This is a genomic window from Stenotrophomonas nitritireducens (genome assembly GCF_001700965.1).
Classification (GTDB): Bacteria; Pseudomonadota; Gammaproteobacteria; order Xanthomonadales; family Xanthomonadaceae; genus Stenotrophomonas; species Stenotrophomonas nitritireducens_A.
The window spans coordinates 3439012-3458598 of sequence record NZ_CP016756.1; the positions used below are offsets into that span (position 1 = coordinate 3439012).

Annotated in this window: 18 protein-coding genes and 2 pseudogenes; 12 read left to right on the forward strand and 8 right to left on the reverse strand. The window is 62.3% G+C overall.

The window, feature by feature from the left end; translation table 11 throughout:
- Position 1 precedes the first annotated feature (1 nt).
- The 7 genes and pseudogenes from BCV67_RS14570 to BCV67_RS19655 all read left to right on the forward strand — a co-directional run bounded on the left by BCV67_RS14570 (position 2) and on the right by BCV67_RS19655 (position 6825).
- Positions 2-751, forward strand: coding sequence for a M48 family metallopeptidase (locus BCV67_RS14570; protein WP_065868137.1), 750 nt, complete (start codon positions 2-4; stop codon positions 749-751).
- Between the two features lie 322 nt (positions 752-1073).
- A complete protein-coding gene (locus tag BCV67_RS14575) occupies positions 1074-2030 on the forward strand; it encodes a DUF932 domain-containing protein (RefSeq protein ID WP_062168911.1) in 957 nt (318 codons plus the stop codon).
- The gene (locus tag BCV67_RS14580) at positions 2030-2539 is read left to right on the forward strand and encodes a JAB domain-containing protein (RefSeq protein WP_062168909.1); all 510 of its coding nucleotides are present in this window, start codon (positions 2030-2032) and stop codon (positions 2537-2539) included. The genes BCV67_RS14575 and BCV67_RS14580 overlap by 1 nt, the downstream gene beginning before the upstream one ends.
- Before the next feature lie 122 nt (positions 2540-2661).
- Positions 2662-3651, forward strand: a complete 990-nt coding sequence (locus tag BCV67_RS14585) for a YqaJ viral recombinase family protein (RefSeq protein WP_049440237.1) — start codon at positions 2662-2664, stop codon at positions 3649-3651.
- A complete protein-coding gene (locus BCV67_RS19650) occupies positions 3645-4070 on the forward strand; it encodes a hypothetical protein (protein ID WP_231732384.1) in 426 nt (141 codons plus the stop codon). Before BCV67_RS14585 ends, BCV67_RS19650 begins: the two co-directional genes overlap by 7 nt.
- Positions 4045-5186, forward strand: a protein-coding gene (locus BCV67_RS14600) for an IS3 family transposase (RefSeq protein WP_156455858.1) whose coding sequence is annotated in 2 segments (ribosomal slippage) — positions 4045-4282 and positions 4282-5186 — 1143 coding nt in all. Because the reading frame shifts where the segments join, the coding sequence is not laid out codon by codon here. The genes BCV67_RS19650 and BCV67_RS14600 overlap by 26 nt, the downstream gene beginning before the upstream one ends.
- A 1023-nt stretch (positions 5187-6209) precedes the next feature.
- A pseudogene (locus BCV67_RS19655) lies at positions 6210-6825 on the forward strand (DUF488 family protein).
- A 35-nt stretch (positions 6826-6860) separates the two neighbouring features.
- Here the strand turns inward: BCV67_RS19655 and BCV67_RS14615 are convergent.
- Positions 6861-7040 carry a hypothetical protein gene (locus tag BCV67_RS14615; protein WP_156455860.1) on the reverse strand — a complete coding sequence of 60 codons (180 nt, stop codon included), beginning with the start codon at positions 7038-7040 and terminating at the stop codon, positions 6861-6863.
- 449 nt (positions 7041-7489) lie between these two features.
- On the opposite strand from BCV67_RS14615, the gene BCV67_RS14620 reads away from it, so the two are divergent.
- Positions 7490-7720: a hypothetical protein gene (locus BCV67_RS14620; protein WP_062168900.1), complete on the forward strand. Its 231-nt coding sequence runs from the start codon at positions 7490-7492 to the stop codon at positions 7718-7720.
- A 48-nt stretch (positions 7721-7768) separates the two neighbouring features.
- A complete protein-coding gene (locus BCV67_RS14625; protein WP_231732383.1) occupies positions 7769-8605 on the forward strand; it encodes a CPBP family intramembrane glutamic endopeptidase in 837 nt (278 codons plus the stop codon).
- A gap of 818 nt (positions 8606-9423) precedes the next feature.
- Here BCV67_RS14625 and BCV67_RS14630 read toward each other — a convergent pair.
- Complete coding sequence (locus BCV67_RS14630) at positions 9424-9726, reverse strand: putative quinol monooxygenase (RefSeq protein ID WP_062171693.1); 303 nt, start codon at positions 9724-9726, stop codon at positions 9424-9426.
- A 243-nt stretch (positions 9727-9969) separates the two neighbouring features.
- Between BCV67_RS14630 and BCV67_RS14635 the strand changes: the two genes are divergently transcribed.
- Positions 9970-12603: an excinuclease ABC subunit UvrA gene (locus tag BCV67_RS14635; protein ID WP_062168898.1), complete on the forward strand. Its 2634-nt coding sequence runs from the start codon at positions 9970-9972 to the stop codon at positions 12601-12603.
- A gap of 345 nt (positions 12604-12948) precedes the next feature.
- Here BCV67_RS14635 and arsN2 read toward each other — a convergent pair whose 3' ends face one another.
- From arsN2 to BCV67_RS14660, 6 genes and pseudogenes are all read right to left on the reverse strand, one after another.
- The gene (arsN2, locus tag BCV67_RS20550; RefSeq protein WP_231732504.1) at positions 12949-13380 is read right to left on the reverse strand and encodes an arsenic resistance N-acetyltransferase ArsN2; all 432 of its coding nucleotides are present in this window, start codon (positions 13378-13380) and stop codon (positions 12949-12951) included.
- A pseudogene (gene arsC / locus BCV67_RS20555) lies at positions 13381-13779 on the reverse strand (arsenate reductase (glutaredoxin)); the annotation flags it as partial.
- Positions 13776-14822, reverse strand: coding sequence for an ACR3 family arsenite efflux transporter (gene arsB / locus BCV67_RS14645; protein WP_428999523.1), 1047 nt, complete (start codon positions 14820-14822; stop codon positions 13776-13778). The gene arsB and the pseudogene arsC, both read right to left, overlap by 4 nt.
- Before the next feature lie 58 nt (positions 14823-14880).
- A complete protein-coding gene (locus BCV67_RS14650) occupies positions 14881-15378 on the reverse strand; it encodes an arsenate reductase ArsC (protein WP_062168895.1) in 498 nt (165 codons plus the stop codon).
- A 12-nt stretch (positions 15379-15390) separates the two neighbouring features.
- Complete coding sequence (locus tag BCV67_RS14655) at positions 15391-15852, reverse strand: ArsI/CadI family heavy metal resistance metalloenzyme (RefSeq protein ID WP_062168894.1); 462 nt, start codon at positions 15850-15852, stop codon at positions 15391-15393.
- An 11-nt stretch (positions 15853-15863) separates the two neighbouring features.
- Positions 15864-16193, reverse strand: a complete 330-nt coding sequence (locus BCV67_RS14660; protein ID WP_197430008.1) for an ArsR/SmtB family transcription factor — start codon at positions 16191-16193, stop codon at positions 15864-15866.
- A 284-nt stretch (positions 16194-16477) separates the two neighbouring features.
- Between BCV67_RS14660 and BCV67_RS14665 the strand changes: the two genes are divergently transcribed.
- Both BCV67_RS14665 and BCV67_RS14670 read left to right on the forward strand, forming a co-directional pair.
- Entirely contained in the window at positions 16478-18019 is a 1542-nt protein-coding gene (locus BCV67_RS14665) for a DUF3363 domain-containing protein (protein WP_231732382.1), read from the forward strand.
- Between the two features lie 214 nt (positions 18020-18233).
- On the forward strand, positions 18234-19577 hold the full coding sequence (locus BCV67_RS14670) for a ferredoxin reductase family protein (protein ID WP_062168890.1): 1344 nt from the start codon (positions 18234-18236) through the stop codon (positions 19575-19577).
- Positions 19578-19587: the final 10 nt, after the last annotated feature.

Here is a 19587-nt window from a genome sequence, read left to right on the forward strand (position 1 = left end):
CATGCCGATGTGTGAACAACTATCCCAGCACCGCATCGCTTATGGCGATGAAGTCATTGCGTTTCATCTGCGCCGTCAGCCATCACGGTCAGTGACGCGTGTCGCCATTCATGTGGAGCCGGACGCACGCGTGCTGGTGGATGCCTCCGATACGGCACCATTGGCAGAGGTTTTGGCTGCGGTGAAAAAACGTGCGCGTTGGATCAGTCAGCATGTCAGTGCTGCCAAGGTGCGATTGGCCCATGTGCTGCCTAGAGAGTACGTGAGTGGTGAATCATTGCACTACCTGGGCCGGCGTTATCGCCTGAAGGTTGTTATCGACGCAGGATCAAAGGCCCAAGCTAGGATGCGGGGTGCTTTCATCGTCGTGACGACACCAGAGCAAGCGCCAGCCAAGATCAAAAAAGCGTTGGATGTCTGGTATCGCCAGCGAGCGCGGGAGGTGTTTGCTGACCGGCTTGCGGTAGTTTCAGTTCCCCTCCGGTGGATCAAGCAGCTTCCATCAACACGCCTGCAGTTCATGACTGTGCAATGGGGAAGTTGCTCACCCTTGGGCCGCATCACACTGAACCCGTTGCTGGTGAAGGCCCCACGTGAGTGCATCGACTACGTGCTGCTTCATGAGTTGTGTCACCTTCTTCACCACAATCACAGTCCAAAGTTCTATCGGACACTTGATCGACACATGCCTAACTGGAGAGCTGTCAAGGAGAAGCTCGACAATATGGCTGAGGAAGTATTTCGAATCTAGTGTGATGGTAGCTGGGGTTTCAGTTATTCAAAATAATTTCAAACACATATTACCTAGTTGATGCCGGTGGTTGCTGGCTTCGCGTGTCGATGCTCCGCAATGAAGCATCTTCCTTGGGTATGGCTGTATGAAAGAAAGATCCGATTGTCTGTACTGTGTTTTGGTTGTCGCAGCCTCCATCATCGCTGCGGTTGCTCGGTGTGCTCTGTCTTCGGGCAGTGAAGACATCGAACCCTTTAATTGATACTGCATTGGCATACGCACAAGGCCCGGCATCGTCCGGGCCTTGTGCGTTTGTGCCATAAGAAGCGAGGAAAATACGATGCATCTGGTTGAAACGATGGCTTATGCGGGTGCTAAGCCGTGGCATGGTCTGGGCAATAAGCTTGAACAGCACCAGCCCATTGAGGTCTGGAAGCGTCAGGCAGGCATGGATTGGCAGATCGAGGACTCCGAGGTCCGCTTCATCACCGGTAGCAATGCCATCGGTGCCATCCACTCCTTCCCGGAGCAGAAGGTGCTCTATCGCTCCGATACCAGGGAGCCGCTGGCTGTCGTCTCCAAGCGGTTCAAGGTTGTCCAGCCGGGAGAGATCCTGGAGTTCTACCGTGACCTGACGCATCACAGTGGCTTTGAACTGGAGACGGCGGGGGTGCTCAAGGGTGGCAAGAAGTTCTGGGCCATGGCTCGGACGGGCCAGAGCACTTCGCTGAAGGGGCGTGACCGGGTGGATGGCTATCTTTTGCTTGCTACTGCCTGTGACGGTACGTTGGCCACGACGGCGCAGTTCACCTCGGTGCGCGTGGTGTGCAACAACACCCTGCAGATCGCTCTGGGAGACAGCAGCGGAGCCATCAAGGTCCCGCATCGTAGTCAATTCGATCCGGATGCTGTGAAGCGCCAGTTGGGGATCACCGTCTCGACCTGGGACAACTTCGTGTCTCGCATGAAAGCCCTCTGTGACCGTCCAGTTGACCCCGATACGGTCGATGGTCTGTTGCGACGGGTGCTTACCTACCAAGGCCAGGGCACCACCGCTGAAGTCGTCAACGAACAGGCGCTGGCCAGTGTCCGTGCCCTGTTTGAGGGCGGCGGTCGTGGCGCGTTGTTGCCTTCCAGCCGTGCAACGGCCTGGGGCGTACTCAACAGCGTCACGGAGTACGTTGACCACCACCGACGAGCTCGTAGCGATGATCACCGCCGTGATGCGGCATGGTTCGGTGCTGGAGCTCAGCTCAAGCAGCGCGCGTGGGATGAAGTGATGAAGTTGGTGGCCTGATGGAAGCGCAGGCCTATCACATGACCACATTAGGGGCCGGATCCAATGAGGAGGAGAGCAGGATCCGGGTACGTGAGGACAGGACGATTGCGAGGGCGCTGCAGATCCTGCAGAAACGGGCATCGTTGCCAGGGGAGGTGCTGGGAGGAGCAACCCAGGGTGCATTGTTCTTCCGGCTACGTCTGGGAGGCGAAGACCGCGAGCATTTCGAGGTTGCCTTTCTCAACACGCAGTTCCAGCTCATCGCAGTTGAGCGGTTTTTCTCAGGGACGATTGATGCAGCCGAGGTCCATCCTCGGATCGTGGTTCAGAGGGCACTTGCCCACAATGCATCGGCGGTACTCATGGCTCACAACCATCCAAGCGGTAGCCTGCAGCCCTCTGCGTCAGATCGGGCAGTCACGGCGCGGCTGAAGGCTGCCTTGGACACCGTGGACGTGAGGTTGTTGGACCATTTCGTTGTCACCAGCCATGAGGTGGTTTCGATGGCCTCTCAAGGCATGGTCTGACAGACCTGCAGCGAGCAGTGCTGTCGGTTTGCCCATCCATCTTGCTCACATCGATAGCTTGAAATGAAAGACCTGACCAAGGCCGCCCATCAAGGCGGCCTTTTCTATTCCGGAGATTGCCAATGAGCAAGCACACCGCGTTGCGTTTGGTTGATACGCGTTCACTGGATCGCCAGCAGTGGCTGGAGGTCCGCAATGGCGGCATCGGTAGTTCGGATGCCGCCACCGCCGTCGGGTTGAACCCCTACAAGAGCCAGCTGGAGCTGTGGCAGGAGAAGACGGGGCGCAAGCCGATGGAAGAGATCCCCCCTGGACAAGACGATCCCCGCTACTGGGGAACCCTGCTCGAACCCATGGTGGCCACGGCTTACCAGGAGCGCACGGGCAACCGGGTACGCCGGGTCAATGCCGTTCTGCAGCACCCGACCTTCCCGCACATGCTGGCCAATCTCGATCGTGAGGTGGTCGGTTCGCCAGAGGTCCAGATTCTCGAGTGTAAGACGGCAGGGGAATTCGGCTCCCGGCTCTGGAAGGACGGGGTGCCTGAGTACGTACAACTGCAGGTACAGCACCAGTTGGCAGTGACGGGGAAGCAGGCAGCAGATGTGGCGGTGCTGTTGTGCGGTCAGGCTCTGCAGATCCACCGCATTGAACGAGACGAAGAGGTCATCAGTCGCTTGGTGGTACTGGAAGCCCGGTTCTGGGATCACGTTATCAACGACATCGAGCCACCAGCTGATGGTTCGGAGTCGGCGGCCAGAGCGCTTCGGAGCCTGTATCCGGGCAAAGACACGGTTGTCGACTTCAGCCAGGACGAGGTGCTGGTCGAGACGTTCTCTAACCTGGTGTCTCTCAACGAGGCAGTAGCAGAGCAAGAACAGCAGGCAGAGCTGCTGAAACAAACGCTGCAGCAAGCCATGGGCGATGCATCCGTTGCCAGGTTTGGCTCGTTGGGAGAGGTGATCTACCGCCGTAGCAAGGATGGCACGTCACTGGATACCAAGCGGCTCGCAGCCGAGCACCCGGAGATCGCCGCGGCCTACACGGTAGTCCGTCCGGGGTCGCGGCGATTCCGAATCAACACCACGATCAAAGAGGTCACATCATGCTGAAGGGACTGGCCATAACGCCGCCCGTGATTGGGCGTATTTCAATCGGCCGGGTAGTAGAGCGCAATGGCAAGCGGCTGCCAGAAAAGGACGATCAGTTCACCCTCACTAGCCAGGTACAGAACCGTGAGGGCTGGGTGCTGCACCCGCTGGATGAAGAGCTGCGTAAGGCATCGGAGGGTAACAAGCTGCGATCCATCCCGGTGCGCCTGCTCTTCGACGATCCAACCCTGAACCTCCGGGCTGACTACTCGCTGTTCAATCGCGAGAACGGAAGACCGCTGTGTGTAGGCAATGGAGACACCTGCCGGCGAGCTGGCCCTGAAGGCATGGTGAATCGCCCAGGATTTCGTAGACACCTCGCAGCCATAAACTATGGCTTAGGCGGAGGTGGTTATGAGCACGAAGCGTTACACGGATGAGTTCAAGATCGAGGCGGTTCGACAGATTGTCGAGTACGGCCGACCGGTAGCTGAGGTGGCTGAGCGACTAGGTGTGTCGGTCCATAGCTTGTATGGGTGGAGACGTCAGCACGGCCAGGGAGAGGTGGGGCGTCGCGTTGAGCAGGACCAGAACGCTGAGGTTCGTCGACTTAAGGCTGAGTTGCGTCGCGTCACTGAAGAGCGAGACATCCTAAAAAAAGCCGCCGCGTACTTTGCCAAGGGGTAAGAGCAAAGTACGCCTTCATGAAGTGCCATGTGGATCAGTTCGGGTTGGCAGCCATGTGCCGGGTACTGAGTGTCCATCGCAGCGGTTACTACGCCTGGCTTCGAGGCCCGATAAGCCCCCGCGAACGGGATGACCAACGACTGCTTGGACTGATCAAGCACAGCTGGCTTGAGAGTGGCTCGGTCTACGGACATCGCAAGATCACTTCGGATCTTCGCGAGCTAGGGGAGACGTGTAGCAGGCATCGCGTAGCGCGATTGATGAAGAACGAAGGGCTTCGGGCGATGGTTGGCTATGGCCGTAGACCGCGCCCATTGAGTGGGCCCGTGGGCTCAGTGGCAAAGAACGTCTTGGCGCGCGGTTTCAAAGTAAGTGAACCGAATCGCGCATGGGTAACGGACATCACCTACATCCGAACCTACGACGGCTTCATGTACTTAGCCGTTGTGCTCGATCTGTTCTCACGCCAGGTGGTGGGTTGGGCGACGCGCCCCACGCAGCACACCGACTTGGTTCTGCAAGCGCTGCTCGCTGCGGTTTGGAGGCGCAAACCCGCTCCAGGTTTGCTTCTGCACTCTGACCAAGGAACGCAGTTCACCAGCGAAGACTGGCAGTGCTTCCTGCGTAAGCACGACATCGTATGCAGCATGAGCCGACGAGGAAATTGCCACGACAACGCAGCAATGGAGAGCTTCTTCCAGCTGTTGAAACGCGAACGGATTAAGCGGCGGATCTACAGCAATCACGACGAGGCACGCGCCGATGTCTTCCAGTACATCGAGATGTTTTACAACCCGACACGGCGACACGGTTCCAATGGCGGCCTGTCCCCGATAGAGTTTGAACGGCAGTACGCACTAAACGGCTGAAGAGTGTCTACAAAAGCCTGGGCGATTCAGTTGGTACTACGGCCGCTTCGCAGGCGCGCTGTACCAGCGCATCTATTGCCTCCTCATCTGCTTGCTCACAGCAAGCAAATGCTCGGGCTGCAGCTTGACGTACGGCCTCGAGTTTGCTGACGCGGTCGCCAGTCGAGAGGTCTTGCACTTCATTTTCCATGGAGTGGACGAGCTCTTCCAGGAGCTGGAAATGAGGGGAGGAGGCCATCGGCGGTACAGGTATGAAAGACGGTATTTGAAACCTCCGGCCGCCGTCCCGCAAGAGGGGCATGCGACCGGGCGGCTGGCCATGCTTGGCAGAGGGGAGGCGAAAGGCATTTTGCCCCTACTAGAATCGGGGGTCGCTCTTCGACCAGGTGCGGAAGGTGGCCCGCATTTCATTGAGCACGATCTGGCAGCTGCAACGCCGCCGAGTAGCAGCCTGTTCCATAACGTCCTCAAAGGCCATCCAGAACCCATCGCCCGAACCGTAGCGCTCGAGGGCTTGGCGCAGCGCGGTCAGCTCATCGTCCGATAGGCATCCGTCGTTGGAACGGTCTGGCAGGCGCTGATCAGGGGGACGGAACGGCCGGCGCTTCTGGCCGATCAGAGGAACTGAGGGTCCTCCCTAGCCCACTTCCGGAAAGCGTTCCGCATTTCTTCGTTCACGATATTTCGGTCGCACCCAAGCCTGTTGGTGGCTGCATCAAGGATGTCGGTATAAGCGAGCCAGAACCCATCCCCGGTCCCGTAGCGCTCAAACGCGAGCCGCAGCTGGGCAAGCTCGGACAGAGTTAAGCACTGAGTTGAAGTGTGCTCGTTCATGAAAGGTGCCAGGCGGTCGGACCGGAAAATCCTATCACCGGGTCTGGCGCTGTTGCCAGAGGTGAGCGGGCAGCTGAGGCGAAGGTGTCGAGGTAAGTTCTAGACTACCCGCCCCCGCTCTTTGGGCAAAGAATTCCAGCGTAGTCGGGTTGAGATCGATGGTAGGAAAAACCCATGACTGTTTGGACGATGGGGTACTCAACGGGCACGTGGGGCGCTTTTATCGATGTTCTGCAAGCCAACCAAATCGACTCAGTTCCGGGTGTCAGACGGTTTCCTGGCTTCCGAAAGTTTCCTTGGTTCGGCAGCGACGCGATGAGTGCGCAATTGCCTCGGGAAGGCATTGGCTATCATTGGGTTCCCGGCTAGGGGGCGGCGAACAGTGCAGTCAAGGTCGGCGAACGGCGGGTGGAGGAACTCATCGTTTCAGGGCTACGCAGACCACATGGCCAGCGCAGGGTTTGCTGATGGGCTTGAACAAGCCTTGGCTGCTGCCGCGAGAAGTCGGACGGCATTGATGTGTGCAGAGCTACTGTGGTGGCGCTGCCATCGGCGGTTGATTTCGGACCTTCTAGTGCACCGGGGTCACCAAGTGCTGCATATCCAGACCGAACGAGCACCGGACCCGCACAGACTCAATCCCATGGCGCAGCGGGCGGGTGAGGGCCTTATATATCCCCCATTTGCAGCTCGGCTTGCTTTAAGAGCAACCCAGCCGAGCTCCTGGCCGAGGGCGCAGAAATGGTTGACTGAACTGAGGGCGGGGGCCATGATCCGAGGCATCTACTGGGGAGTAGCACCGTGAGCCCGGTACGCCGGGCTCTTTTTCTCTACTGTTATTCAAAAAGCTTCATCGAACGCGCTGTCTGTTCGAGCCAACTCTTTAAACGCACTCTTGACCATGTCTGTCACTTCCTTCCCGGAACAATCGCTTCGTTGAGTAACCGCTTCTGTGATGATATTGAAAGTAATCCAGAAACCGTCACTTGCCCCATAGAGCTTGTAGGCACTCTGGATCATTTCCAACTCGGTTTCTGTGAGGCACGGTTTCATCGTTCTTGGCTTGCTTCGATAACACACTGATAGGCAGGGAGCCATGAAGGATTGTGGTCGAGTGGGGAAGTTGCGTGTGTGAATACCTCACGCTTCACCCTCTGCATTACTCGTTGAATGCTTATGAGGATGGCCGCTTCTTCCCGATGACCTTGGACTCCGTCTGCAATTTTCGCTGCTAAATCAGCCAAGCCCTCGAGCAACGCCTGACGCTCGTTAGACGCCAATGCTGTGCAGGTGGCGACGAGATGGTGGGCTGAACGATCAAAGTCTGATCGAAGAGCAAAGTAGTTAAAAGAACGCGTAACCATGATTTGGCCCCACAAGCGCTCCCCCCCAGCATGGACCAGCGAGGGCGGGGATGCAACTTTGGGTGCTGTAATTTCGCGTAGGGGCTCCCGCAAGACCAGTACCACGTGCCAAAGTTCCAACCCTGCTGGTCACAGGCCGAGGCCTTCATCGGCCAGAAGGGCAGCGCGCTCGCGACGCTGGAACGCGAGGTCTACAGCTTCCTCAAGGAGCGACTCCCCAATCTGAAGCACAAGGGTGCGATCGCCTTCGAGAATGTCCCCGTCGTCCTCAGCAAAGGCTACGTAAAGGCCTTCGGTTCATCGCCTTCCGTCGGCGCCTATGCGCTGGACTTCTGACGCACGGAGACGGGCCTCGATGCTGGTGCTGCCGGTGCAATTTTCTACGTGCTGGTGGCCGACCTCGATGGCGAGGCCGATGCGCGGGAAACCGTAGAGCGGGCCATCGAACACACGAAACGACCCGAGGACAGGCCCACGCTGGAACAGATCGCTCGGGTCGAACCCTTCCTCGCGGACTGCGCCTTCCCGCCAACGCTGGCGGGCGTGCTCGCCTGGGTACGCTTGGTCGAAGGGCGCTCGCTGGCGAGCATCGGGCTGACCGGTCCGGTACGGCTGAAAACCGTCCTGCGCGGACTTGCCGTTGGATTCGGCACAGTCGCGCTGGTCGTAGTCACGATCTGGATGGCAGGCGGCATGCAGGCCGCAGGCTTGGGGCAAGCATGGCGCTCGCCCGTGAGTCTGCTGCTAGTAAGTTTCATGTTCCAAGCGACCGTGGAGGAAGTCATCTTCCGCGGTTGGATGCTGTCGGTGGTGCCGCGCAAGACTAATGTCGCCGTGACAGTGCTGCTTGTGTCGCTCGTTTTCTGCTTCCTGCATTTCAGTCCGCACCAGCCGCCCCTGATCATCCTCAGCACGTCCCTGTTCTCGCTGTTCGCCTGCGCCTGGGCACTGTGGACTGGCAGTATCTGGGGCGTGATGGGCTGGCACGCGGGGTGGAACTGGTTGCTCGCAACCGGCTTCGAACTGCCCGTCGCCGGTATGCATGCGCATTTGCCGGCACTCCTGGTGGCGCTGCGCCCGCAAGGCCTCGACACCTTCACCGGTGGCGCACAAGGGCCGGAAGGCAGTTACCTGTGCAGCGTTTTCTTCGTCGCCGCGATCGCGTGGATCCAGTGGCGAAGGACGCGTGGAGCTCACAATTTCTCGCCGACCAGCAGGTAACGCCACTACTGGGGCGGCATCTCCCCGTCCCGGCTCTTGCCGATCGGATGCTGGTTCGCGCCGTACCGGCGACGACCAAGCGATTGAGCGTCTGCTAGCGGTCGTCGGGCCGATCTCATGGGGCTTGAGCAAACCTCCGGGTTTTCGGCAGCGCGCAGGACATAAGTGCAGGCTCATCCGGAAGCAGCGGGTGCTCGCTCTGCAATCTGCTGCTTGTACGGATTCCGCTCGAGGTATTTAGCGATCTAGAGGCAGCTTAGGTTCGTGATGCCAGTCCCAGTACCGACTGGAACCGAGACTGCCTTTGCTGAAGTGTCAACGGAGAGTGATGTGGCTTCCTCGATAGAGTTCGACCAGGCCACCTTCGGTTTACGTCTCGCAACGAGTGCATCGGGCCGCAGGGCGTGCGACCCGAAGCGGACAGCGACAACTTAGGCAATCCCTGCGAGCACGCAGGTCACAAGTCCCGGAGCCACGCCCTGTGGAATCGCGTTGGGCGAAGTCCCGCTCCACAGGACGCTGGAATCGTCGAGGCCTCTGGCGTCGGCCTTGGCCCTCGGCGAAGCCAACGATTGAGAGGCTAGGGAAATGCAGGAGGCATCGTAGACATCGGACGCGGGTCGCGCATAAGTCGATACACAAGCCCGTGTGCGGTGCGACCGTCTAAGAGACCAGTGATTTCCGAGGCACGGCTTGGTTGCTGCAGAGCCGTGGGATGGATTTCGAACGTAGGGACGGGGAGGGCATGGCAATGACTTGGTTGGGCAAACAACGAAGCCGCCCGAAGGCGTCTCCGAGTGGCGGCTTGCCCCACTTGCCTAGCTGGGTAGCTTTGCCGCGAGCACGTCGACTTTCTCGATGGTCGGCGGCTCGGAGAACATTTCCCCGGCCTTGGCCATCAAGGCCGCTGCAACCTTGCCGGCGAGATGGGCCTCCCGGCCCGCATCGTCGGGAAAGGCATCGAAAATGCCGAAGGTTGTTGGCCCGAGGCGAATTCCGAACCAGACGGTCGTGGCGGGCTCGTCCATAACTAGTGGCAGACCACTCAGGAGAAAGCTTTCAACTTCTTTCTCCTTGCCGATTTTCGCTTCGAAGCGAACGAATAGCGCAACCTTGACCATGAGCTGTCTCCTGTTGGTCTGACGGAGTAACGACGTCCCCTCCCTTACTTGGAAGCCTAGGACTTGTTTGAGCCAAGAAATCAACGGATCGGCGCGCCTAGCCAGTTGGACGCTATTGCCTGACAAACTAGTCGCTTCCGTGGAGCGATGTGTTGCGACGGTGTGAGGATGGCTCGACGCCCCCTTCACGCGGACGGCGAGCGCAGATTTACCATAGTCACGAATCTGCAGGAGTGCGAACCCATGCCACACCAGTCCCCGTCGCCGGTCGGGTTCGACGCCTTCGTGCACGTGCGAGGCGCGCGTGAGCACAACCTCAAGGATGTCGATGTCGACCTCCCGAGGGATGCAATCGTCGTGTTCTCCGGCATCTCGGGATCGGGCAAATCTTCGCTGGCGTTTGGCACGCTCTATGCCGAGGCGCAGCGGCGCTACCTGGAATCGCTGTCGCCCTATGCGCGGCGCCTGATCGACCAGGTTGGCGTCCCCGACATTGACGCCATCGACGGTATGCCGCCGGCAGTCGCGCTGCAGCAGCAGCGCGGTACGCCGAACGTCCGCTCCACTGTGGGCAGCATCACCACGCTGTCGAGCCTGCTACGCATTCTGTATTCGCGCGCCGGCGCCTATCCGCCCCGGCAACCCATGCTGTATGCGGAAGATTTCTCGCCCAACACGCCGCAGGGTGCTTGCCCTACCTGCCACGGGCTGGGCTACGTTTACACAGTCAAGGACGAGGCCATGGTTCCCGACCCGTCGCTGTCGATCCGCGACCGGGCGATCGCAGCGTGGCCACCGGCGTGGCATGGGCAAAACCTGCGCGACATCCTGGTGACGTTGGGGTATGACATCGACAAACCCTGGCGCGAGCTCCCGAAGAAGGACCGCGACTGGATCCTGCACACCGACGAGCAGCCAGTGGTTCCGGTGTACGCGGGTTTCACACCTGCTGAAACGCGCGCGGCGCTGCGCCGCAAAACCGAGCCCAGCTACATGGGCACCTTTACCGGCGCGCGCCGCTACGTGCTAGACACCTTCGCCAACACGCAGAGCGCGCTGATGAAGAAGCGTGTCGCGCGCTTCATGTCCGGTACCACGTGCGCGACGTGCGACGGTCGCCGCCTCAAGCGCGAAGCGCTGTCGGTCACATTCGCCGGGTTGGATATCGGCACCTTGTCGCGTTTGCCGCTCGCTGATATCGCCGAACTCCTGGCGCCCGCGGCGAAGCACCGGTTCGACACACCAGTTGCCACCGCCACGCGCAGCCGCGCCGCTGGACGCAAGGACATCGCCCGTCGCGTGGCCGCCGGCGGATCGCCGCATACCGGCGGCACGGACGTGCGGCGCACCGCGAACCTGTCCGAGGAGAAGCGGATCGCAGCACAACGCATCACTCGCGACCTGATCGAGCGGATTGAGGCGTTGCAGGGGCTGGGTCTCGGTTACCTCGCGCTGGACCGTTCTACGCCCACGCTCTCCTCGGGCGAGCTACAGCGGCTGCGCCTGGCGACGCAGGCGCGCTCCAATTTGTTCGGCGTGGTCTACGTGCTGGACGAGCCGTCGGCAGGGCTGCATCCCGCCGATGCGGAAGCCCTGCACGCGGTGCTGGGCCAGCTCAAGGCGGCCGGCAACACCCTGTTCGTCGTCGAGCACGACCTGGATACGCTGCGCCGCGCCGACTGGCTTGTCGATGTCGGGCCGGATGCAGGCCAGCATGGTGGCCGCGTGCTCTACAGCGGGCCGCCGTTGGGGTTGCGCGACATCGAGGCGTCGCACACGCGGCGCTATCTGTTCGACTCCGTGCCCACGCGTCGGCGCACGCCTCGGCGCCCGTCAGGCTGGCTCGAGCTCCTCGGCATCCAACGCAACAACCTGCATGGTCTCGATGTGCGGATCCCACTGGGGGTCTTCACTGCGGTCACTGGCGTGTCCGGTTCGGGCAAGTCTAGCCTGGTCAGCCAGGCGCTGGTGGAACTCGTGAGCGAGCACCTCGGCCACGAGCCGGCGGTGGAGGAAAGCAGCGACGACATGCCGCTGCCCGACGCAATAACGCGTACTGCGGGCCGGCTGGGTGCGGGCGTGGGTGCCATCCGCCGCCTGGTCAACGTCGACCAGAAGCCCATCGGCCGCACGCCGCGGTCCAACCTGGCGACCTACACCGGCCTGTTCGACCATGTGCGCAAGCTGTTCGCAGCCACGCGCGCTGCGAAGGCGCGCCGCTATGGCGTGGGTCGCTTCTCCTTCAACGTGGCGCAGGGACGTTGCCCCACTTGCGAGGGCGAAGGCTTCGTCAGCATCGAACTGCTCTTCATGCCGAGCGTCTACGCGCCATGCCCTACCTGCCACGGCAAGCGTTACAACGAAAAGACCCTCGAAATCGAGTGGAACGGGCGCAACATCGCCCAAGTGCTGGGGATGACGGTGGACGAGGCGCTGTCGTTCTTTGCCGACGAAGTGCCCGTGCACCGTGCACTGGCATTGCTCCACGGCATTGGCTTGGGTTACCTGCGGCTCGGGCAGCCTGCGACGGAACTGTCCGGCGGCGAGGCCCAGCGCATCAAGCTGGCCACCGAGCTGCAGCGCAGTCAGCATGGCGACTCGCTATACGTGCTCGACGAGCCGACCACTGGACTGCACCCTTTCGACGTGGACAAGCTGATGGTGCAATTGCACGAACTGGTTGACGCAGGCAACACCGTGGTCGTCGTCGAACATGACATGCGGGTCGTCGCCGACAGCGACTGGATGATCGACGTAGGCCCGGGCGCCGGGGAGAAGGGGGGTCGTATCGTCGCCGAGGGCGTGCCGCAGGACGTAGCGAGCCGGGGCGTCGGAGCCACAGCGCCTTACCTGCAGCGCGCGCTGTACTCACGCTGACCGAGGCGCTGCTCGATTTCCCTCTGGCAAACGCGTTTTCCCAGCCTTACGTCCGCTCTTGGCCGAGGCTGTGTAAAAACCCTTTGCGGATGATCTTTCGGGGAGAGCGCATACGACTCACGCAGTTTGGTCAAAACAATCATCCGGAGTTCTCAAGCCGCGATCGCTCTCAGCATGCCTTGCATTCCGAGATCAGCCTGGCGGTTCTGGCTTACAACATGCTTTATCGCTCTGATACCAAGCGACCGTTGGCCGTGGTGTCCAAGCGCTATCAAGTAGTCCAGCCGCGGGAGACCGAACGGGCACGGTTGCAGATCGAGCAGCGCGAGTCCTGACGGTTCTGCACTACAAATGGATCGGCCGCCTAAGCAACGCTGCGCTGGCGGGACACAAGCTCGCAGCCTGCCGCGTCGCCAGCACAGAAGTCGGTGCGCTTGTGCGTTCCACCGGCTTGAAGCCCCCGCGCTCGAAGAACGGCGCCGCCGTCGTGGTCAGTAGCCAGGCGTCACGTCCGCCTTGATCGAAGGCGCGTCGCAGTAGTAACGCCAGCATGGCGCCGCCAATGCCGCGCTGGCGCGCGTGCGGCAGCACCACCAGGGAGCGCACCAGCACATCCCGGCCCATATGCTCGAAGCCACCGTAGCCCACGCGCTCGTCTGTCACCGTGGCATAGGCGAAGAAGCTGCGCCCCGGTTCGGTCAGATCATCCGTGGGAAGTCCGGCCTCCTGCAAAGCCGTGGTGAGGCCCGTGTCGCTTTCCGCGATCGGCGTGTCCACCAGCAGCGGTGTGCCGTCTTCCTTGCGAATCTCGCCCGCCGGTCGCTGCGGCAGCAGCTCAATCACCGTGTCCGAGGGGCGGCACAGGCGCACGCCCAGGGACGAAACCACGATGGGCCGATTGATGAGGATCGGGTGCGCCAGCATTTGGTCGATCAATTCGTCATCGCTCCAATGGGCGGCATCCAGCCCGAGTTCCTTGTACGGCGTGCCCCTGACGCGCAGCACGTCCCGCACGCACATGCCCATCTGTGCGATCAGCGCCTGCAAGGTTTCGCGGTCAGGTGGCGTCTTCAGGTACTCGATGACCGTGGGCGCGATGCCGCTGGCGCGGATCAGCGCCAGCGTGTTGCGCGACGTGCCGCAGTCCGGGTTGTGGTAGATCGTGACAAGGCTCATGCCGGATGCCTTCCTGCGTTGCGCGGAGCCTGTTCGTACCAGCCACGCGAGCGGTTGACCACGCGCACGACCAGCAGCATCACCGGTACCTCGATCAGCACGCCGACCACGGTGGCCAGCGCGGCGCCGGAGTGGAAGCCGAACAGGCTGATGGCTGCCGCCACGGCCAGCTCGAAGAAGTTGCTCGCGCCGATCAGCGCCGAGGGGCCGGCGATGCTGTGCTTCTCGCCTACCTTGCGGTTGAGCCAGTAGGCCAAGCCGGAATTGAAGAACACCTGGATCAAGATCGGCACCGCCAGCATGGCGATCACCAGCGGCTGGCGGATGATGGCCTGGCCCTGGAAGGCGAACAGCAGCACCAGCGTCAGCAGCAGCGCGGCGATCGACAGCGGGCCGATGCGCGCCAGCGCGCGGTCAAACGTCGCCTGGCCCTGGCGCAGCAGCCCGCGGCGCCACACCTGCGCGATGATGACCGGGATGACGATGTAGAGCACCACCGAGGTCAGCAGCGTGTCCCACGGTACGGTGATGGCCGACAACCCGAGCAGCAGGCCGACGAGGGGCGCGAAGGCGAACACCATGATGGTGTCGTTCAAGGCCACTTGCGACAGCGTGAACACCGGATCGCCGCCCGTCAGCCGGCTCCAGACGAACACCATCGCCGTGCAGGGCGCGGCGGCCAGCAGGATCAGGCCGGCCACGTAGCTGTCGAGTTGGTCGGCCGGCAGCCACTCGGCGAAGACCTGGCGAATGAAGATCCACGCCAGCAGCGCCATCGAGAACGGCTTGACCGCCCAATTGACGAACAGCGTGACGCCGATGCCGCGCCAATGCTGTCTGATCTGGCCGAGCGCACCGAAGTCCACCTTGAGCAGCATGGGGATCACCATGATCCAGATCAGCAGGCCCACTGGCAGATTGACCTGGGCCACTTCCATGCGGCCGATGGCCTGGAACACGCCGGGCGCAAGCTGGCCCAAGGCGATGCCCGCGACGATGCACAGCAGCACCCACACGGTCAGGTAACGCTCGAAGAAGCTCATGGCGGGCGCCGCCGGCGCGCGGCCGGCGGTATCGGCTCCTGCGGTCATCGCGCTGGCCTCACTGGCGGCCAATGTCGCGCAGCTCGCGCTGCAAGGACATGGTATCGAGACTTTTCAGGGGCAGCGACAGGAACAGCTCGATGCGCCGGCGCAGCGTGATCGCGGCGTCCGTGAACGCTTTGCGCTGCTGTTCCTCCGTGCCTTCGACGGCCGCTGGGTCGGGCACGCCCCAATGGGCCGATACCGGCTTGCCCGGCCACAGCGGGCACGCCTCACCGGCGGCGTTGTCGCAGACGGTGAAGATGAAATCGAACACCGGCGCATCCGGCGCCACGAACTCGTCCCAGCTCTTGCTGCGGTAGCCGGTCGCCGGCAGATGCAGGCGCTCCAGCGTGGCGAGCGCCAGCGGATGGACTTCGCCCTTGGGATGGCTGCCCGCCGACCAGGCGTGAAACCGGCCCTTGCCCAGCTCGTTGAGGATGCCTTCGGCGAGGATCGAACGCGCCGAATTGCCCGTGCAGATGAACAGCGCGTTGTAGGTGACTTCAGTCGTCATGCGTGCCTCGCGTCAGCAGCAAGATGCAGCGGGCTTCGCGGCGCGGCCATCGCTTGGCGCACAGCACGCCGCAGCGGCGCCGCTTGCGGGCTGGGATGCTTCGTTGAAGACGGGGATGTTGCCCAGCGTGTGGAAATGCTCCCAGGCCACACCTTGCGGGTCGGTGATCCAGTGCTTCTCGCTGCGCGCGTAGCAGCAGGTCGTGGTGCCTTCGTCGAGCAGTGCCATGTCGGCGGCCTGCGCGCGGGCCTTCAGGCCAGCCAGTTCCTCGGCATCGTCGGTCTGGATGCCCAGGTGGTCGATACCCGGCTTGCTGCCGCGCGTCGAGATGGCGAAGTTGACCGGCGGGTCTTCGAGCATCCACTTCGCGTAGTCGCTCTCGGTGCGCGCGGGCTGCGCGGCGAACAGTTGGGAATAGAAGCCGATGCTGCGGTTCAGATCATCGACGTGCAGGTGGACGTGGAAGCGTTTCATGAGAAGTCCTTTCAGCAGGTGGTGCAGATGGCGGAAGACGGGCTGACCTCGCACACGCCGCCCTGGCAGCAGTGCTCGGTCAGGTAGCCGATCAGGCCGTTCATGTGGCTGTACTCGGCGCGGTAGATCAGGTTGCGGCCCTGCTGCTCGATGGTGACGAGGCCGGCGTGCGCCAGCTCCTTCAGATGGAAGGACAGGGTGTTGCGGGCCACGTCGAGCTGGTCGGCCAGGATGCTGGGCGTCAAACCCTCGGGGCCAGCGACGACCAGGGCGCGGAACACGCGCAGGCGCTGGGCATGGGCCAAGGCACTCAGCGCGGAAACAGCTTGGGTCTCGTTCATGATTCGATAATACAACATTTATTGAATCATTGTGCAAGTCATCAGCAGGCAGAACTGCATGGCGTCCCGGCGTCCCGGCGTACCGCCGTCGGGCTCGCGGGCTGCGCCCCGCGCTTCGTGCCGAATCGCGGCCATCCGGCTTTGATCCCTGACGCCTCCGGCCCTTGAGGGCCTGCGCGCTCCGCTTGCCAAAAGCCGACTGTGTGCAGTGGGCGGGGTGTGGGCGGTCTTGCTGTTCCCTTCACCGTACCACGGCGTTCTCGCCGTCAAGGGCGGCGCGCGCCATGCGCGCTTGCGTCCTGGCGGCCGTCTGCGCCCTGCGCACCTACACGCGGCACCTCATGGGCCGCATGGAAGCCGACCTGGGCACAGGCCTCGATTGGGTGGCCGTCAACCACTGGAACACCGACAACCCGCACACGCACATCGTCGTGCGCGGGCGCGACGACACCGGCAAAGACCTCATCATCGCGGGCGACTACATCGCCGATGGCTTCCGCCATCGGGCCGCCGAACTGGCGACCGAATGGCTGGGGCTGCACACCGAACTGGAGATCCAGCAGACCTTGCAGCGCGAGGTGGAACAAGAACGGTGGATGAGCCTCGACCGCACCCTCCAACGCGAGGCCGACGAGGATGGCCGGGTACAGATCGAACGCTTCAACGAACCCCGGCTGCAACGCCAGCGCCTGCTGCTGATGGGTCGCCTGCAAGCCTTGCAGCGCCTGGGCCTGACCGACGAGGTGCAGCCCGGCACCTGGGCCGCCCATGCCGACGCGGAAAAGACGCTGCGTGCCCTGGGCGAGCGTGGCGACATCATCCGAACGATGCAGCGGGCCATGCGCGGCCAGCCGCGCGAGCTGGCGGTGTTCGAGCCGGGCGACGACGGCCGCACCATCGTCGGCCGCGCGTCTGCCAAGGGGCTGGCCGACGAACTGCATGACCGCGGCTATCTGGTCAACGACGGCGTGGACGGCAAGGCCCACTACGTCGCGTTGAACGCCCGCGACAAGCTGGCGAACTATCCCACTGGCGCGGTGGTGGAGGTGCGCGGTTCCGCCGAGGTGCGGGCGGCCGACAAGAACATCGCCGCGCTGGCGAGCGATGGCCTGTACCGCACCGATCATCACCTGGTGATCGAGCAGGGCCGGGCCAAGCCCGGCCGCGACCCGCAGGAAGTCGTCGCGGCCCACGTCCGCCGGCTGGAAGCCCTGCGCCGTGCCGGCATCGTGGAGCGCGTGGCCGAAGGGCTATGGAAGGTGCCGGACGGCCTGCCCGAGCAGGGCCGCCGCTACGACGCGCAGCGCCTGAGCGGTGTGGCCGTGGAGCTGAAATCGCACCTGCCCATCGAGCGGCAGGCCCGCGTCATCGGTGCCACCTGGCTGGACCAGCAGTTGATCGGCGGCGGCTCGGGCCTGGGCGACCTATGCTTTGGTGCTGAGGTCAAACAGGCGATGCAGCAGCGCGCCGACTTTCTGGCCGAACAGGGGCTGGCCGAGCGGCGCGGCCAGCGCGTGATCCTGGCGCGCAATCTATTGGGCACGCTACGCAACCGGGAGCTGGCGCAGGCTACGAAGGACATTGCGGCGAAAACCGGACTGGAGCATCGCCCGGTGGCCGATGGGCAGCGCGTGGCCGGCATCTACCGGCGCTCCGTCATGCTGGCCAGCGGGCGCTACGCGATGCTCGATGACGGCATGGGGTTCAGCCTGGTGCCGTGGAAACCGGTGATCGAGCAGCGAATGGGGCAGCAGCTTGCCGCGACGGTGCGCGGCGGCGCGGTGTCATGGGAGATTGGGCGGCGTCGGGGGTCAACCATTTCTTGAGTCAAGGTAATGCCACAAGCCGGTGGGAAAAATTAGATCCTATTATTGATGGTTGATCAATCCAAAGCATTACCAAAGGTTGGGATGCCAGAATTAAAATTTTCTGTAATTTCGGATACATGGTCACATTCAAAGGCACGCTATCGCGTTTCTGGATTGATGGTTTCAGACCAGCACCGCATGCGCCTTCCGCAGAATGTGGGGAAAATCCACGATGAAGAGAATAATTTGGACGTTCTGGTTTTTTGCGCTGGCATTGAGCGCTCTATGGCTTTTTACCGATACGCTCTGGCCTGCGCAGTCCAACTACTTCGCCCTGCGAACGGTATGGATTCAATACAGCGGCGTACTGGCCATCGGCGCGATGTCCGTGGCGATGGTGCTGGCCACGCGCCCTGCGTGGTTGGAGCCCAGCTTGAACGGACTGGACAAGATGTACCGCCTGCATAAGTGGCTCGGCATCGCCGCTCTGGCCGCTGCGACAGTACACTGGCTGTGGGCGCAGGGTACCAAGTGGGCCGTAGGCTGGGGCTGGCTGACGCGCCCGGCGCGCAAGCCCCGCGCAGCGGCTGATTCAATGGGCTCCATTGAATCGGCGCTGCGTGGCTGGCGCGGACTAGCCGAGGACTTGGGCGAATGGGCCTTCTACGCCGTCGCGGTGCTACTGGTGCTGGCTTTGGTTAAGCGCTTCCCCTACCGGCCGTTCGCCAAGACACACCACTGGATGGCAGCGATCTACCTGGTGCTGGCCTTCCACACCTTGGTGCTTGTGCAGTTCTCCTATTGGGCGCAGCCCGTGGGCTGGGCTTTGGCTATGCTGCTGGCGAGCGGCACGGTATCGGCGGCGTGGGTACTGCTGGGCCGGGTCGGTGCGCAGCGCACCGCGCACGGTGTCATCGAATCGCTGCAGACCTACCCTGCGCTGAACGTGCTGGAAACTACCCTGCGGATGGACCCGGGCTGGCCCGGCCACCGGCCCGGGCAGTTTGCCTTCGCCATGTCCAACCCGAAAGAAGGCCCGCATCCCTACACGCTGGCCTCAGCCTGGGTGCCGGAAAACCGGCGCATCACCTTCATCACCAAGGCGCTGGGCGACCACACCCGCCGGCTACCGGAACGCCTACAAGTTGGCGACCGGGTGACGGTCGAGGGGCCTTACGGCTGCTTCACTTTCGACGACGGACGTGCCCGCCAGATCTGGATCGGCGCCGGCATCGGCATCACCCCATTCATTGCGCGCATGAAGTATCTGGCGCAGCACAAAGGCCAAGACGCACGCCCCGTCGATTTGTTCCATCCGACGAGCGACGCTGATCCGCAGGCCATCGAGAAGCTTCGCGCCGACAGCCAGGCGGCCGGCGTGGCGCTACACCTGTTCATCGACAAGAAAGACGGTCGCCTGACGGGTGAGCGCCTGCGTGCTATGGTGCCAAGTTGGAAAGACGCCAGCGTCTGGTTCTGCGGCCCCACGGCCTTCGGCCGCGCGTTGCGCGCCGACCTGCTGGCCCAGGGGTTGGAGCCGGAAGCGTTCCACCAAGAGCTTTTCGAGATGCGCTGAATGGAAGAAA

Excerpts from the sequence above, each read along its gene's own strand:
- BCV67_RS14630 (WP_062171693.1), bottom strand. The coding sequence starts at position 9,726 with ATGGTCAAGGTTGCGCTATTCGTTCGCTTCGAAGCGAAAATCGGCAAG.
- arsB (WP_428999523.1), bottom strand. The coding sequence starts at position 14,822 with ATGAGCTTCTTCGAGCGTTACCTGACCGTGTGGGTGCTGCTGTGCATC.
- BCV67_RS19650 (WP_231732384.1), top strand. The coding sequence starts at position 3,645 with ATGCTGAAGGGACTGGCCATAACGCCGCCCGTGATTGGGCGTATTTCA.
- BCV67_RS14635 (WP_062168898.1), top strand. The coding sequence starts at position 9,970 with ATGCCACACCAGTCCCCGTCGCCGGTCGGGTTCGACGCCTTCGTGCAC.
- BCV67_RS14585 (WP_049440237.1), top strand. The coding sequence starts at position 2,662 with ATGAGCAAGCACACCGCGTTGCGTTTGGTTGATACGCGTTCACTGGAT.
- BCV67_RS14575 (WP_062168911.1), top strand. The coding sequence starts at position 1,074 with ATGCATCTGGTTGAAACGATGGCTTATGCGGGTGCTAAGCCGTGGCAT.
- BCV67_RS14665 (WP_231732382.1), top strand. The coding sequence starts at position 16,478 with ATGCGCGCTTGCGTCCTGGCGGCCGTCTGCGCCCTGCGCACCTACACG.
- BCV67_RS14655 (WP_062168894.1), bottom strand. The coding sequence starts at position 15,852 with ATGAAACGCTTCCACGTCCACCTGCACGTCGATGATCTGAACCGCAGC.
- BCV67_RS14570 (WP_065868137.1), top strand. The coding sequence starts at position 2 with ATGCCGATGTGTGAACAACTATCCCAGCACCGCATCGCTTATGGCGAT.
- BCV67_RS14660 (WP_197430008.1), bottom strand. The coding sequence starts at position 16,193 with ATGAACGAGACCCAAGCTGTTTCCGCGCTGAGTGCCTTGGCCCATGCC.
- BCV67_RS14615 (WP_156455860.1), bottom strand. The coding sequence starts at position 7,040 with ATGATCCAGAGTGCCTACAAGCTCTATGGGGCAAGTGACGGTTTCTGG.
- BCV67_RS14580 (WP_062168909.1), top strand. The coding sequence starts at position 2,030 with ATGGAAGCGCAGGCCTATCACATGACCACATTAGGGGCCGGATCCAAT.
- BCV67_RS14650 (WP_062168895.1), bottom strand. The coding sequence starts at position 15,378 with ATGACGACTGAAGTCACCTACAACGCGCTGTTCATCTGCACGGGCAAT.
- BCV67_RS14670 (WP_062168890.1), top strand. The coding sequence starts at position 18,234 with ATGAAGAGAATAATTTGGACGTTCTGGTTTTTTGCGCTGGCATTGAGC.